The 14,402-nt window shown below is 70.7% G+C and carries 10 protein-coding genes and 2 pseudogenes; 5 read left to right on the forward strand and 7 right to left on the reverse strand.

The genetic code is table 11. The annotated features are described in order from the left end of the window. Nucleotides 1-19 precede the first annotated feature (19 nt). Together map and ACZ5DS_RS11470 are read left to right on the forward strand one after the other, a co-directional pair. The gene (gene map, locus ACZ5DS_RS11465; protein WP_468236194.1) at nucleotides 20-790 is read left to right on the forward strand and encodes a type I methionyl aminopeptidase; all 771 of its coding nucleotides are present in this window, start codon (nucleotides 20-22) and stop codon (nucleotides 788-790) included. Between the two features lie 181 nt (nucleotides 791-971). Further along, the gene (locus ACZ5DS_RS11470; RefSeq protein WP_468236197.1) at nucleotides 972-3,527 is read left to right on the forward strand and encodes an ATP-dependent Clp protease ATP-binding subunit; all 2,556 of its coding nucleotides are present in this window, start codon (nucleotides 972-974) and stop codon (nucleotides 3,525-3,527) included. A gap of 3 nt (nucleotides 3,528-3,530) precedes the next feature. Here ACZ5DS_RS11470 and ggt read toward each other — a convergent pair whose 3' ends face one another. Beyond that, nucleotides 3,531-5,330, reverse strand: coding sequence for a gamma-glutamyltransferase (ggt, locus tag ACZ5DS_RS11475; RefSeq protein WP_468236200.1), 1,800 nt, complete (start codon nucleotides 5,328-5,330; stop codon nucleotides 3,531-3,533). A 142-nt stretch (nucleotides 5,331-5,472) separates the two neighbouring features. Here ggt and ACZ5DS_RS11480 point away from each other — a divergent pair, with 142 nt between their 5' ends. Together ACZ5DS_RS11480 and ACZ5DS_RS11485 are read left to right on the forward strand one after the other, a co-directional pair. Further along, entirely contained in the window at nucleotides 5,473-6,225 is a 753-nt protein-coding gene (locus ACZ5DS_RS11480; protein WP_468236202.1) for a hypothetical protein, read from the forward strand. Between the two features lie 106 nt (nucleotides 6,226-6,331). Beyond that, nucleotides 6,332-7,897 carry an alpha/beta fold hydrolase gene (locus ACZ5DS_RS11485; RefSeq protein ID WP_468236205.1) on the forward strand — a complete coding sequence of 522 codons (1,566 nt, stop codon included), beginning with the start codon at nucleotides 6,332-6,334 and terminating at the stop codon, nucleotides 7,895-7,897. An 88-nt stretch (nucleotides 7,898-7,985) separates the two neighbouring features. On the opposite strand, the pseudogene ACZ5DS_RS11490 reads toward ACZ5DS_RS11485, so the two are convergent. The 6 genes and pseudogenes from ACZ5DS_RS11490 to ACZ5DS_RS11515 all read right to left on the reverse strand — a co-directional run. Further along, nucleotides 7,986-8,087, reverse strand: a pseudogene (locus ACZ5DS_RS11490) (amino acid ABC transporter permease); the annotation flags it as partial. 44 nt (nucleotides 8,088-8,131) lie between these two features. Then, nucleotides 8,132-8,551: a DUF6278 family protein gene (locus ACZ5DS_RS11495; RefSeq protein WP_468236208.1), complete on the reverse strand. Its 420-nt coding sequence runs from the start codon at nucleotides 8,549-8,551 to the stop codon at nucleotides 8,132-8,134. A 15-nt stretch (nucleotides 8,552-8,566) separates the two neighbouring features. Beyond that, entirely contained in the window at nucleotides 8,567-9,346 is a 780-nt protein-coding gene (locus ACZ5DS_RS11500; protein WP_468236211.1) for an exodeoxyribonuclease III, read from the reverse strand. Nucleotides 9,347-9,387: 41 nt separating this feature from the next. Beyond that, nucleotides 9,388-10,023, reverse strand: coding sequence for an MBL fold metallo-hydrolase (locus ACZ5DS_RS11505; RefSeq protein ID WP_468236214.1), 636 nt, complete (start codon nucleotides 10,021-10,023; stop codon nucleotides 9,388-9,390). Nucleotides 10,024-10,059: 36 nt separating this feature from the next. Further along, nucleotides 10,060-11,349 (reverse strand): bifunctional 3-oxoadipate enol-lactonase/4-carboxymuconolactone decarboxylase PcaDC, encoded by a 1,290-nt coding sequence (gene pcaDC, locus ACZ5DS_RS11510; RefSeq protein ID WP_468236217.1) that lies wholly within the window; start codon nucleotides 11,347-11,349, stop codon nucleotides 10,060-10,062. 32 nt (nucleotides 11,350-11,381) lie between these two features. Further along, nucleotides 11,382-12,481: pseudogene (locus ACZ5DS_RS11515) on the reverse strand (IS110 family RNA-guided transposase). Between the two features lie 345 nt (nucleotides 12,482-12,826). Here ACZ5DS_RS11515 and ACZ5DS_RS11520 point away from each other — a divergent pair. Then, nucleotides 12,827-13,861, forward strand: coding sequence for an IS110 family RNA-guided transposase (locus tag ACZ5DS_RS11520; RefSeq protein WP_468236220.1), 1,035 nt, complete (start codon nucleotides 12,827-12,829; stop codon nucleotides 13,859-13,861). Nucleotides 13,862-14,402 lie beyond the last annotated feature (541 nt).

A 14,402-nucleotide genomic window follows, 5' to 3' on the forward strand; every position in this document is an offset into this window, starting at 1 on the left:
TACCGGTATAGTAATTGGCATGATGGAGCTGAAGACGGACACGCACATCGAGGCGATGCACGCCGCGGGCCAGGTCGTCGGGCGGGCCCTGACGGCCGTACGGGAGGCCGCGGACGTCGGCGTCTCCCTGCTGGAGCTGGACGAGGTCGCCCGGGAGGTGCTGCGCGAGGCCGGGGCCTCCTCCCCCTTCCTCGGCTACCGCCCCTCCTTCGCCCCGACCCCCTTCCCGGCGGTCGTCTGCGCGTCGGTCAACGACGCGATCGTGCACGGCATCCCCACGGGCTACCGCCTCCGCGACGGCGACCTGGTCTCCATCGACTGCGGCGCCACCCTGGACGGCTGGGTCGGCGACTCGGCGATCAGCTTCCCGGTCGGCCGCCCGCGCCCGGCGGACCTGCGCCTGATCGACACGGCCGAGCGCGCCCTGGCGGCCGGCATCGAGGCGGCCGTCGTCGGCAACCGCATCGGCGACATCGCCCACGCCATCGGCCGCACCTGCCGCACGGCCGGCTACGGCATCCCGTCCGGCTTCGGCGGCCACGGCATCGGCCGCCGCATGCACGAGGACCCGGACGTCCCCAACGAGGGCCGCCCGGGCCGAGGCCTCCTCCTTCGCCACGGCATGGTCCTGGCGATCGAGCCCATGCTGATCGCCGGCGGCAAGGACGCCTACTACGAAGCCGACGACGGCTGGACCCTCCGCACGACCGACGGCTCCCGAGCAGCACACACCGAGCACACGGTGGCGATCACGGAAACGGGACCAAGGGTTCTTACCGAGAGGCAGTAGGGCAGCCACAGGGGCGCGGGACCGTGTCGATGTGCGGCTCCGCCGCGTGGGCGCGACCAGCCACGACGAAGCCCGCAGCCGCCCAACAACACGAAGCCACCCATTCGATAGGCGCCCCGCAGTGCCGTCGGAGACCATCCGTGCCAAGGTGAAATGAACGAGCACCAAAGGACGGAACGCCATGACCAACGGCTACCCTCCCGACCCCTTCGGTGATTTCCTGGGCCGCTTCCTCGGCGGCACCCCGGGCGGAGCTCCAGGTCCCCGCCACATCGACATCGGCCGCCTGCTCAGCCAGCCGGCCCGGGAGATGGTGCGCGGGGCGGCCCAGTACGCCGCCGAGCACGGCAGCCGGGACCTGGACACCCAGCACCTGCTGCGGGCCGCCCTGTCCGCCGAGCCCACCCGGAGCCTGCTGAGCCGGGCCGGCACGGACCCGGACTCGCTCGCGACGGAGATCGACGACCGCGCCGGCCCCGTGCAGCACCCGCCGGGCGAGGCGCCTCCGCCGACGTCGCTGTCGCTCACCCCGGCCGTCAAGCGGGCCCTGCTGGACGCGCACGACCTCGCGCGGGCGAGCGGGGCGGGGTACATCGGCCCGGAGCACGTGCTGAGCGCGCTGGCCGCGAACCCGGACTCGGCGGCCGGGCACATCCTGGGCGCGGCCCGTTTCTCGGCGGGTGGGCTGCCGCCGGAGGCCCCGGAGGCCGTCCCGGTGCGCGTCGTGGAGCGCCAGCGGGCCACCTCCACGCCGACGCTCGACAAGTACGGCCGCGATCTGACCGACCTGGCCCGCCAGGGCCGTGTCGACCCGGTCATCGGCCGTGACGAGGAGATCGAGCAGACCATCGAGGTGCTGTCCCGGCGCGGGAAGAACAACCCGGTGCTGATCGGCGACGCGGGTGTCGGCAAGACGGCCATCGTGGAGGGGCTCGCGGAGCGGATCGCGGACGGGGACGTGCCGGACGTGCTGGCCGGGCGGCGGGTGGTCGCCCTGGACCTGACCGGGGTCGTCGCGGGCACCCGATACCGGGGCGACTTCGAGGAGCGCCTCAACAACATCGTGGAGGAGATCCGCGCCAACTCGGACCGGCTGATCGTCTTCATCGACGAGCTGCACACGGTCGTAGGTGCCGGTGCGGGCGGCGAGGGCGGCGCGATGGACGCGGGCAACATCCTCAAGCCCGCGCTGGCCCGGGGCGAGCTGCACATCGTGGGCGCGACCACGCTGGAGGAGTTCCGCCGGATCGAGAAGGACGCGGCGCTGGCCCGCCGCTTCCAGCCGATCCTGGTGCCCGAGCCGACGGTCGAGGACACGATCGAGATCCTGCGCGGCCTGCGCGACCGGTACGAGGCCCACCACCAGGTCCGCTACACCGACGAGGCGCTGGTCGCCGCGGTCGAGCTGTCGGACCGCTATCTCACCGACCGGCGCCTGCCCGACAAGGCGATCGACCTGATCGACCAGGCCGGCGCCCGGGTGCGCCTCGGCGCCCGGACCAAGGGCACGGACGTGCGCGCGATGGAGCGCGAGGTCGAGCAGCTCGTCTGTGACAAGGACCAGGCGGTCGCCGACGAACAGTACGAGCGGGCCACCCAGCTGCGCGACCGGATCGGCGGGCTGAAGCAGCGCATCGCCGAGGCCAGCGGCGGCGACGAGGCCGACGAGGGCCAGCACCTGGAGGTGACGGCGGAGGCCATCGCCGAGGTGGTGTCCCGGCAGACCGGCATCCCGGTCAGCCGGCTGACCCAGGAGGAGAAGGAGCGGCTGCTCGGCCTGGAGCAGCATCTGCACCGGCGGGTGGTCGGCCAGGAAGAGGCGGTGAGCGTGGTGGCCGAGGCCGTGCTGCGCTCGCGCGCCGGGCTCGCGAGCCCGGACCGGCCGATCGGCAGCTTCCTCTTCCTCGGCCCGACCGGCGTCGGCAAGACCGAGCTGGCCCGGGCGCTCGCCGAGGTCCTGTTCGGCAGCGAGGACCGCATGGTCCGCCTCGACATGAGCGAGTACCAGGAGCGGCACACCGTCTCCCGGCTGGTCGGCGCCCCGCCCGGGTACGTCGGCCACGAGGAGGCCGGCCAGCTCACCGAGGTGGTGCGCAGGTACCCGTACTCGCTGCTCCTGCTGGACGAGGTGGAGAAGGCCCACCCGGACGTCTTCAACATCCTGCTGCAGGTCCTGGACGACGGCCGGCTCACCGACTCCCAGGGCCGCACGGTGGACTTCACCAACACGGTCATCGTGATGACCAGCAACCTCGGCTCCGACGTGATCACCCGGCGCGGTGCCGGGATCGGTTTCGGGCCGGGTGGCGCGGACGCCGACGAGGAGGCGCGGCGCGAGCAGATCCTGCGGCCGCTGCGCGAGCACTTCCGGCCGGAGTTCCTCAACCGGATCGACGAGATCGTCGTCTTCCGGCAGCTGACGGGCGAGCAGCTGCGGCAGATCACCGACCTGCTGCTGGAGCGCACCCGCCGGCTGGTCGACGGCCAGGGCGTCACGGTCGCGTTCACGGACGCGGCCGTCGACTGGCTCGCCGAGCGCGGCTACCAGCCCGAGTACGGCGCCCGTCCGCTGCGCCGCACCATCCAGCGGGAGGTCGACAACCAGCTGTCCCGGCTGCTGCTGGACGGGACCATCTCCGCGGGCAGCCGGGTGACCGTGGACGTCAGGGACGGACGGCTGGACTTCCGTGCCGAGCAGGCGCAGCCGTCCGCTCCCGAGGACGCTCCCGAGGTGTGACGGTCACGGCGCCGGATCCACCACCATCGCGGATCCGCCGCCGCGCCGTACCTTCTCCGCGGCGGCCAGCCACGTGCCGTCCGGCAGCCGCTGCACGCCGGTGGCCGCACCGATCTCGGGGTTCGGCTTGAAGCGGTGCCCGATGGCTTCCAGCTGTGTCCTCAAGTCACTGTTGTACAGGCCTGGTTCGAGTTCGGTCTGGGCCGCGTTGCGCTGGCTGGCGCGGGGTGCGGCGATCGCGTCGACCAGCGGGAGATGCCGGTCGAGGAACCCGGTCAGGGTCTGCAGCACGGTGGTGATGATGGTCGCGCCGCCGGGTGAACCGAGCGCCACCACGGGCCTGCCGTGCCGGTCGAGGACGATGGTCGGGGAGATGGACGAGCGCGGCCGCTTGCCCGGTCCCGGCAGGTTCGGGTCGTGCACGGCCGGGTTGGCCGGGGCGAAGGAGAAGTCGGTCAGCTCGTTGTTGAGCAGGAAGCCCCGGCCGGGGACGGTGATGCCGCTGCCGCCGGTCTGCTCGATGGTGAGGGTGTAGGCGACGACGTTGCCCCACTTGTCGGCCACCGTCAGATGGGTGGTGTTCTCGCCCTCGTACGTCGTCGGGGCCGCCGTGCCGCTGGTGGTGCAGGCGGCGGGACGGCGCGGGTCGCCGGGCGCGAGCGGACTCGTGAGCACCGCGTCGTCCTTGATCAGGCAGGCGCGCGAGTCGGCGTACCGCTGCGACAGCAGGTCCTTGGTCGGTACGTCCTCGAAGGCGGGGTCGCCGACCCAGCGGCCGCGGTCGGCGAACGCGATGCGGCCGGCCTCGATGTAGTGGTGGAGGTACTGCACCTCGCTCGCCTTGGAAAGGTCGGTCCTCTCGAGGATGTTGAGCGCCTCGCCGACCGTGGTGCCGCCCGAGGAGGAGGGCGCGATGGAGTACACGTTCAGACCGCGGTACGAGGTCTTCGTGGGCCGCTGGAACTTGGCGCTGTAGGCGGCCAGGTCCTTCTCGGTCAGCCTGCCCGGGCGCGCGTTCCAGCCCGAACCGGGGTCCACCGGCGGCTTGTTGACCGTGTCGACGATGTCGTCGCCGAGGTCGCCGTGGTAGATCGCGCCGACGCCCCTCTTCGCCAGCTCCTCGTAAGTCTGCGCCAGGTCCGGGTTCTTGAAGGTGGAGCCGACGACGGGGAGCTGTCCGCCCGGCAGGAACAGCTTGGTGGTGTCGGGGAAGTAGCGGAACCGGGTCTCGTTGGACGCGGTCTGCGCGCGGAAGGTGTCGTCCACGGTGAAGCCGTCGCGGGCGATCCGCTCGGCCGGTTTCAGGACCGTACCGAGACTTCTGCTGCCCCAGGCGTCCAGCGCCGTCTGCCAGGTGGCGGGGGTGCCCGGGGTGCCGACGCTCAGGCCGCTGCTGACGGCGTCGGCGAAGGCCAGCGGCTTGCCGTTCTCCTTGAACAGGTCGGAGTCGGCGGTCAGCGGCGCAGTCTCGCGGCCGTCGATGGTGTGCACCGTACGGGACCTGGCGTCGTAGTAGACGAAGTAGCCGCCTCCGCCGATGCCGGCCGAGTAGGGCTCGGTGACACCGAGCGCGGCTGCGGTGGCGACGGCCGCGTCGACCGCGTTGCCGCCCTTCCTGAGGACCTCGATGCCGGCAGCCGAGGCGTCCGCGTCGACGCTCGCCACGGCACCGCCGTAACCGACGGCCACCGGAACCTTCGTGGGCGTCTCGCTCGTCGGGGTGGGCGGGGCCGCCGCCCCTACCGACACCACGGCGGCCGATACCGCCAGAACCGCCAGTTTCCGCGCGCCAGGCCGACCCATCCGTACCTCCCGTCGGGACCGTCCGCGCAGCGTAGCCAGATTGCCGTCACGCCAACAGTACGCCTCGGCTCCCCGCCACACGAACGTCACAGATCGAACACCGGTACGTAGCCGCCACCTGGGCCCGCTAGCATGCGCGGCCATGAACGACGACGTGCGCAACATCGTCCTGGGCGTCATCGCGGCCGGCATCAGTGCAGCGCTGGGCTGGCTGGCCCGTACCTACCTGTGGCGGCGCAGGCTGCGGCGCAAACAGGAGTTCTTCGGGCTGCCGGAGAACTCCGAGTCCCTGCTCGTCGTCAACCGCGACCCGGCCACCTCGGAGCCGGCCGTGCACCGCTTCGACGTCTTCGCGCTGCTGGAGCTCTCCGCGCTCATCAAGGACTGCGGGGCGCATCTGCAGATGGTCACGCAGGACGCGGCACAGCAGGGGTTCGGTGAGCGCACCGAGTTCTGCGTGGGCGGCCCCGGATCGAACCGGCGGATGCTGGCGCACATGGCGGCGATGCTCCCGGGCACCCGCGTGAACATAGACCCCGAACCCGGCCCGGACCGGGGTGCGTTCCAGATCGGCGGCGAGCGGTACCGCATGGAGCCGGGCGTCACCGAGTACGTCCTGCTCGCCCGCCTCGCCGCGAACCCGCAGACCCGGCCGGTGTTCCTGTTCTGCGGGCAGCGGGCCATCACCAACCAGGCCGCCACCCGCTATCTCGCCCGCAACCACGAGCGGCTGCACCGCAAGTACGGCACCAACTCCTTCGTGCTGCTGCTCAAGGTGGTCAACTCCCAGGCGTACGGCCCCGATCTGGTCGAGCTGATCGCCGACGTGACGCGGGCTGCGCAGGCTCCGCTCCCGGCGACGGAGACGGCGCGTACCTCGCACCGGGCGTCTTAACGCTCAACAATCTTTACCGGCACGTAACTTACCGACGGGTTACTTACGGTAAGGTCCGGCGGTTACCGTCGAGTCACTTTGCACTGACACGAGTGAGGAGTGACCCATGGGACAAGGTCGCACCACCTTGCGCACCTCCGCCGTCGGAGTCGTTTCGGCGGCGTTGATCGCCGGTACCGTCGTCGGTCTGGCTCCGGCCGCCCAGGCCGCGTCGTCCGTCCGCTTCGTGGACATCAGCGGCGACGGCGGCACCGTATTGAAGGCCAACGTCGTCACGCCGGTCGGCGCCGACGGCTCGCACAGCTACCCGCTCATCGTGCTGCCCACGAGCTGGGGCCTGCCCCAGGCGGAGTATCTCGCCCAGGCGCAGAAGCTCGCCGACGCCGGCTATGTGGTGCTCACGTACAACGTGCGCGGGTTCTGGCAGTCCGGCGGCGAGATAGAAGTGGCGGGTCCGCCGGACATAGCGGACGCCTCCAAGGTGATCGACTGGGCGCTGGCGAACACCCCCGCGGACCCGGAGCACGTCGGCATGGCGGGCGTCTCCTACGGTGCCGGCATCAGCCTGCTCGCCGCCGCCCACGACAAGCGCATCAAGGCGGTCGCCGCGCTCAGCGGCTGGGCCGACCTGATCGACTCGATCTATTCCGGCCGTACCCAGCACATCCAGGCGGCGGCCGTGCTGGACGGCGCGGGCACGCTCACCGGCCGGGAGAGCCCGGAACTTCGCGAGATCTTCAACAACTTGTACTCCTCCAACCTGTCCAAGGAACAGGAGATGATCGACTGGGGGCGGAAACGTTCCGTCGCGACCTACGTCGATCAGCTGAACAAGAACGGCGCCGCCGTCATGCTCGCCAACGCCTGGGGCGACACGATCTTCCCGGTGAACCAGTACGCCGACTTCTACGAGAAACTGACGGTCCCGAAGCGGCTGGAGCTGCGACCGGGCGACCACGCGACCGCCGAGCTGACCGGCTTGTTCGGGCTGCCCAACGACGTGTGGACGGACACCGGGCGCTGGTTCGACCGCTACCTCAAGGGCGCCGACAACGGCATCGACCGCGAACAGCCCGTCCAGCTCAAGTCCCGTAGCGCGGGGGGATACGAGGGCTACCCGGACTGGAAGTCGGTCGGCGCGACCCGCCGGAAGATGGCGCTCGCGGGCTCCACCACCATCCACGCGAACATCGACTCGGGCGCGGACGGCGGGATCGTCTTCCTCTCCAGCATCCTGGACCAGGTCGCCCAACTGCCGCCCGTCGCCTCGATCCCGCTGCTGCCGCGCCGCTGGGCAGCTGTGTGGCAGTCGGAGCGGTACGGCACGGCCCAGCAGGTGCGCGGCACGGCCGCGCTGCACACCACGCTCACCCCGACCAAGGAGAGCGGCACCCTCGTCGCCTACCTGTACGACGTGGGGCCGCTCGGCTTCGGCAAGTTGGTCACCAACGCGCCCTACACGTGGCACGGACGGACGCCCGGCGAGCCATTCGGCGTGGACCTGGACCTGTTCTCCACGGCCTACGACGTGCCGGCCGGGCACCGCCTCGCACTGGTCGTCGACACGGTCGATCCGCTCTACATCGAGCACAACCCGTCCGGCGCGCAGCTGACCTTCTCCTCGCCGTCGGACGACCCGTCGTACGTGTCCGTCCCCCTGCGCGAGCAGTGATCTCCGGCTGCCGCCGGACGAGCCTGGCCCGTGTGAACTGCCGCCCCCTACGGTTTCAGGGCCGTGGGGGGCTCCCCACCTGGCAGCAGCACATCCCGATGCAGATCGGCGAGATCACCATCACCACAGGGATGAACCGCAAATCGTAGTCGAGGTTCGACGCGATGAGTTTCCCGGCATGGAGGAACTCCCGCTGAACGCGCCCGCGATCGCCGGGTTCCGCAACCCGGGGTGTCATGCCTCGGCGATCTCCGCGTACAGCTGCGACAACTCGGGGACACCGCTCGCGGCCCACTCCCGGCCGGAGGCCGCCACCTCTATCTCGCGGCCGGAGGCGAGCCGCACGACGGGCTCGCCGTCGGACCGGATCCGCCAGGCGGCACCGGGCACGGTGCGCACCACGACCGTGCCCAGGTACAGCCCGGCGTCGTTGCCCAGCCAGGGCAGGATCTCCGCGTCCTCGCGCCAGCGCGGGAGCAGCTGGTCCAGCGCCTCCAGGGAATCCGGGGTGTCGTCGAGGCGGACGCCCGCCTCCTCCGCCTGGGAGCGGAGCAGTTCACATTCGGACAGGAGCGCGGCGATGGCCTCGGGGTCGGCCGGGGGTGCCGCGTCACCGCTCTTGTGGTGCCGGTGGCCCAGGAACGGAAGATGCATGGACCCAGCGTGGCATCACACGTCCAGGTCGACCACCACCGGCGCATGGTCGGAGGCACCCTTGCCCTTGCGCTCCTCGCGGTCGACGTAGGAGTCCTTGACGGCCCCCGCGAACGGCGCGTTGCCGTACACCAGGTCGATACGCATGCCGCGGTTCTTGGGGAAGCAGAGCTGGCGGTAGTCCCAGTACGTGTACGGGTGGTCGTACTTCAGGGGGCGCGGGACGACGTCGGACAGGCCCGCCTCCTGGAGGGAGACCAGGGCGGCGCGCTCGGCGGGGGTCACATGGGTGGAACCCTCGAAGACGGCCACGTCGTAGACGTCGTCGTCGGTCGGCGCCACGTTGTAGTCGCCCATGACCGCGAACGGGCGGCTGCCGGCCGCGTCGCCCGCGACGGCGGCCTTCAGGGCCTCGAACCACTGGAGCTTGTAGGCGTAGTGCGGGTGGTCCACCTCGCGGCCGTTGGGCACGTACACCGACCAGACGCGGACCGGGCCGCAGGTGGCCGCGATGGCGCGGGGCTCGGTCTCGCCGTCGTAGCCGGGGTCGCCGGGCAGGCCCTTGACGACGTCCTCCAGGCCGACGCGGGAGAGCACCGCCACGCCGTTCCACCGGCCGGTGGCGTGGACCGCCGACTCGTAGCCCAGCTCGCGCAGCGCGTCGAACGGGAACTGCTCCTCGGCGATCTTGGCTTCCTGGAGGCAGAGCACGTCGGTGCCGCTGCTCTCCAGCCAGGCGAGCAGCCTCGGAAGGCGGGCGGTGATCGAGTTCACGTTCCAGGTAGCGATGCGCATGCCTCACAACCTACCCGGCGGGTGTGACAACCGGTCCCGGCTCACACCTCGGCGGAGGCTCCCGGGGCCAGCCGCAGGTGCTCCGCTCCGGCCAGGGCGCCGATCTGGCGGTCGTAGATCGGGCGGGCGAGGTCGGTGAGCAGGGCGTCGTGGACGTCGTAGGCCCGCTGCGGCTTCAGCTCACGGACGTAGTCGATGACCTCGGAGATCTTGCTCCAGGGGGCCATCACCGGGAGCATCAGCGTCTCCACCGGCCGGTCGGGGACGGTGAGGGCGTCGCCGGGGTGGAAGACCCTGCCGCCCTCGATCAGGTAGCCGACGTTGGTGATGCGCGGGATGTCCGGGTGGATCACCGCGTGCAGCTCGCCGTGGACCTGCACGTCGAAGCCCGCGGCGGTGAAGGTGTCGCCGTGGCCGACGGTGTGCACCCGGCCGGGGAAGGCCGCCGCGATCTGGTCCGCGACGGACTTCAGGGTCCAGATCTCGGCCGCTGGGTTCGCCTCCAGGGCGGCCCGCAGCCGGCCCTCGTCGAAGTGGTCCGGGTGCTCGTGCGTGACCAGGACGGCGTCCGCACCGACAGCCGCGTCCTCCTCGCTGAACCCTCCGGGGTCGATGACGAGCGTCCGCCCGTCCTTCTCGAGCCGGACACAGGCGTGGGACTTCTTGGTGAGCTTCATGTCTCCCCATCCTGCCGTCTGCGGCCGCCCGGGGCCTCACTCGGCGATGGTGGTCTCCTCGCGGATGACCTGCTGGGCCACCCGGAACGCGCTGTTCGCCGCCGGGACGCCGCAGTACACGGCCGCCTGCATCAGCACTTCCCTGATCTCGTCCGGGGTGAGGCCGTTGCGCAGGGCGGCGCGGGTGTGGAAGGCCAGCTCCTCCAGATGACCGCCGGCGACCAGCGCGGTGAGCGTGACGCAGCTGCGGGTACGGCGGTCCAGGCCGGGCCGGTCCCAGATCTCGCCCCAGGCGTAGCGGGTGATGAACGCCTGGAAGTCGCCGGAGAACTCGTCGGCCTGGGACAGCGCCCGGTCCACGTGCGCGTCGCCCAGCACCTCGCGGCGGATCTTCAGCCCGGTCTCGTACCGGTCGGGCGGCCCGAGCGGCTGCGGCGGTACGACGGCGGGGGCGATCTCGGCGACGGGCACGACCTGCGGCGCCGCCGTCAGGGCCGGGTTGACCGGGGCGGCCGGGAGGGCCGTCTGCCCGGTGTCGTAGGGCTGCTGCCAGGCCGTCGAGAAGTGCCGCACCAGCAGGTCCGTGACGGCGGCGGGCTGCTCGACCGGCACCAGATGGGAGGCGCCGGGGACGACCGCGAGCCGGGCGTCCGGTATCCCGGCGACCAGGGTGCGGGCCTCGGCCGGCCCGGTGACCTGGTCCTCGGAGCCGACCAGCACCAGGGTCGGCGCCCCGACCCGGCCCAGCTCGGGCCGGACGTCGAACCCGGCGAGGGCCTCGCAGGCCGCGATGTAGCAGCCCGGGTCGGTGGTGCGCACCATCTGGACGGCCCACTCGGTGATCGCGGGCTGCGCCGCGGCGAACCCGCCGGTGAACCAGCGGTCGGGCGCGGTCCGGGCGATCGGGTCGAGCCCGTTGGTACGGACGATCACTCCGCGCTGGCGGAACTCGTCGGCGGTGCCGAACCGGGGCGAGGTGGCGACCAGCGCGAGCGAGGCGAGCCGCTCGGGGTGGCGCAGGGCCAGCTCGATGCCGACCGCGCCGCCCAGCGCACAGCCGGCATAGCCGAAGCGCTGCACGCCGAGCGCGTCCAGCGTGGCCAGCAGGCGGGCCGCCAGCTCGCCGACGGAGCCGACCGGGTGGGCGGGGGCTCCGCCGTGGCCCGGCAGGTCGAACCGGAAGACCCGCCACTGACGGGTCAGCTCCGGCACCTGGCGGTCCCACATGTGCCATGTGGTACCCAGTGAGGGTCCCAGGATCAGGACGGGAGCCTCTTCTGGCCCGTCAAAGCGGTATTGCAGGGTGTTCGACGGTGTCTCACTCACGCGTCAGACCCTCTCATCTGTCACGACAGCCCCTATGAGCGGGGTCCTGGCTGTAGCTGTCTGACCAGGTGGAAGACCTCCCGGGCCGCGTAGCGTTTGAGGCATCGGACGATTTCGCGTCGGGTCTTGCCCTCCTTGATGCGGCGCTCGTAGTAGTCCTGGGTGCGCGGGTCGACCGCAGACGGGTGAACACGATGCGATGGAGCGCGGCATTTGCCTGACGGTCGGCACCCGGTTGAGGCGACGGAACTGCCGGCGTCCCGAGGAACGCTCGACAGGACTGACCCCGCACAGCGCAGCGAAGGACGCTTCACTGTCCAGGCGTTCCGGGTTGTCTCCGACCGTGATCAACAAGGCGACGGCCGTATCCGGACCGATGCCCACCACGTCGAGCAGCTGCGGGGCATGACTTTTCACGAGGCGGGTCAGACGAGCGTCCACATTGCGGATCTGCTCGGAGAGCTGGCCGATCCGGTGGGCCAGCAGGCTCAGCGTGATCCGAGTGGCCTGCAGCACCACCTCGTCACCGGCCTCCTCGTGACCGCTCACGTCGGCGAACAGCGCACAAGTCCGGAAGAGTTCGGCATTGCCCAGTCCGGCCAGTTCTTCCCGCAGGGAAGGGTCAGCAGTAATGAGGACGGACTTGAGCTGGTTGATGGCTTGGGTGCGGGCTTTGACAGCCGACGCCTTCACGAGTCTGTACATTCTCGCGATCTGCACCGGCCCGTCGCCCACTTTCGCCCGGGCGCGGGCCCGCCCGCTCAGCACGGCTCGCGCCGCGTTCTGGGCATCGAGCGGATCTGCTTTGCCGCGCCGACGACGGTCTGCCCGGTCCATCCAATTCACGTCGAACACGTCCAGGCCCTGGGCCAGCAGATTAGCGGGACAGGGACGCCCCGTAGGAACCGGTCCCTTCCACCCCGGCCCGCCTCACGGCTCCCCACTTCCTGGCCCACTTCAGCAGGTCGCGGTATCCCGCCGCGGTCGCTGGGAACTCGCCGGTGGCAAGCACCGCCCCCATCACCGAGAGCACCGCAGCCACATGGGCATCCCGGTGCGTGTCCACTCCCAGCACCACCTCCCCCGCAGGGCGACGACGACGGGTCTGCGAAGCAGGCGGCGAACCGGACATGGCCGATCTGGACATGCCCCTTCCTTCCGATCCGATGGCGCGTTGCGTTGCCGGCACCGGGCCGCGCCGGACGGTCAGAATCGTGAGGACGCAACAACGATCGGCAGGCCCCTGACTTGTTCAATCGAGCCCAGACGCACGGTCTGCAGCCGTAGCGTCCAGGGTGCCGGTCGGCACGGGCCCGTAGGCTCCTTGCCGCCCCTGGCGGGCTGGCTCACCGATAGCGTGCCGCCGCCGGCCGGCACCCACGCGGTGTGGCTCGACAGAGACATGAAGATGACACGTTGGCTTCAAGTCAGGATGCCCACCGCCTGCCCCCTTCCTCATCGAGTGCAAGGCGATCCTGTGATCCTGATCGGTGTCGATCCCAACAAGTCCTCCCACACCGCCGTCGCCGTGGACACCGCAGGCCATCAGGTCGCTCAGCGCCGGTTCACCGTCAACGCCGGCACATTCCGCCAGCTCATGCGCTGGTGCGCGCAGTGGCCAGACCGCCGCTTCGCCATCGAAGGCGCCCGCGGCCTGGGCCGCACGCTCGCCCAGCAGCTGGCTGCCGCAGGCGAGAACGTCGTCGACGTCCCCTCCACCCTGTCGGCCCGGGCCCGGCTGTTGGCCACCGGCGGTGACCGCAAGACCGACTCCAACGATGCCCGCCACGTCGCCCAAGTTGCTCTGTTCCGCCACGATCCGCGGCCCGTTGAGCCCGAGGACCAGACCACGATCCTGCGGCTGCTGACCGAACGGCACGACGACCTGGTCCACGAACACACCCGCGTGCTGAACCGGCTTCACGCCATCCTGCGCGACCTGCTGCCCGGTGGCGTCCCCACTGGCCTGTCCGCCGACAAGGCTGCCGCCGTCATAAAGGGCACCCGGCCCATGACCGCCACCGATGCCTGCCGCCGGGACATAGCCCGCGACCTGTTGGCCGACTTGCGTCGCCTGGACAGGCAGGTCAAGGACAACGAAGCCGAGATGCGTGACACTCTCACCGCGACCCGCACCATGCTGACCACCTTGCCGGGTCTGGGCACGGTACTGGCCGCCAAGGTCATTGGCCACGTCGGCGATGTCAGCCGCTTCCCCACCGAGCACCACTTCGCCAGCTACACCGGCAGCGCACCCCTGGACGCCTCCAGCGGCAACAACGTGCGCCACCGGCTCAACACCGGCGGCAACCGCGCGCTCAACTCGGTCCTGCACATCATCGCCATCTGCCAAATCCGCAACGGCGGCCGCGGACAGGACTACTACCTACGCAAAATCGCGGAAGGAAAGACACCCGCCGAAGCCCGCAGAGCCCTCAAACGCCGCCTGTCCAACGTGGTCTACCGGATCATGAAACGCGACCAACGAGACCAGCTCGATCAGGCCGCTTGACACACAGAGGTGCTATCGGGACACGCTCCGTCGGCCCGGTACCGACAACGCGCCATCCCCGGCCAACGGCCGACACTGTGACACCGGGACACTTTGGTCAGACAAGTCAGGAGTCAGACCCCGGACCCGGGATAGCACCCACCCATCCTCCCGCCAGTCACAGCACCCCCGCCCAGAAACACTGAGCATGCTCAGTCCCAGTCCTTGGCACATCCTGGATCTGACTACGGCCGATCGTTATACGGCACAGAAGCCGACATCTTTGTTCAGGTCGCGTCACGACCGGGGCGGCTTCTCCACGGCTGTCCGCACCACGGGGCCGCGCACAAACGTGCCGGCGATCGGGTCCGATCCGCAGTGGATGGCCGAGCAGCGACGCCGCCCGCCGTGGGCACTCGAAGCGTCCACAGACCCGGTAGCCCATCCCGATGGGGTGGCGACCGCGGTGCGGCCGAGGCCGAGGCCCTGCTTCTCATACATGGCCAGTTGATGCTTGCGCAGTGTCGTGTACTCGGGCGGCCTCCAACGCGCCGCATCGGCA

It is taken from the genome of Streptomyces sp. NPDC031100 (genome assembly GCF_055570785.1).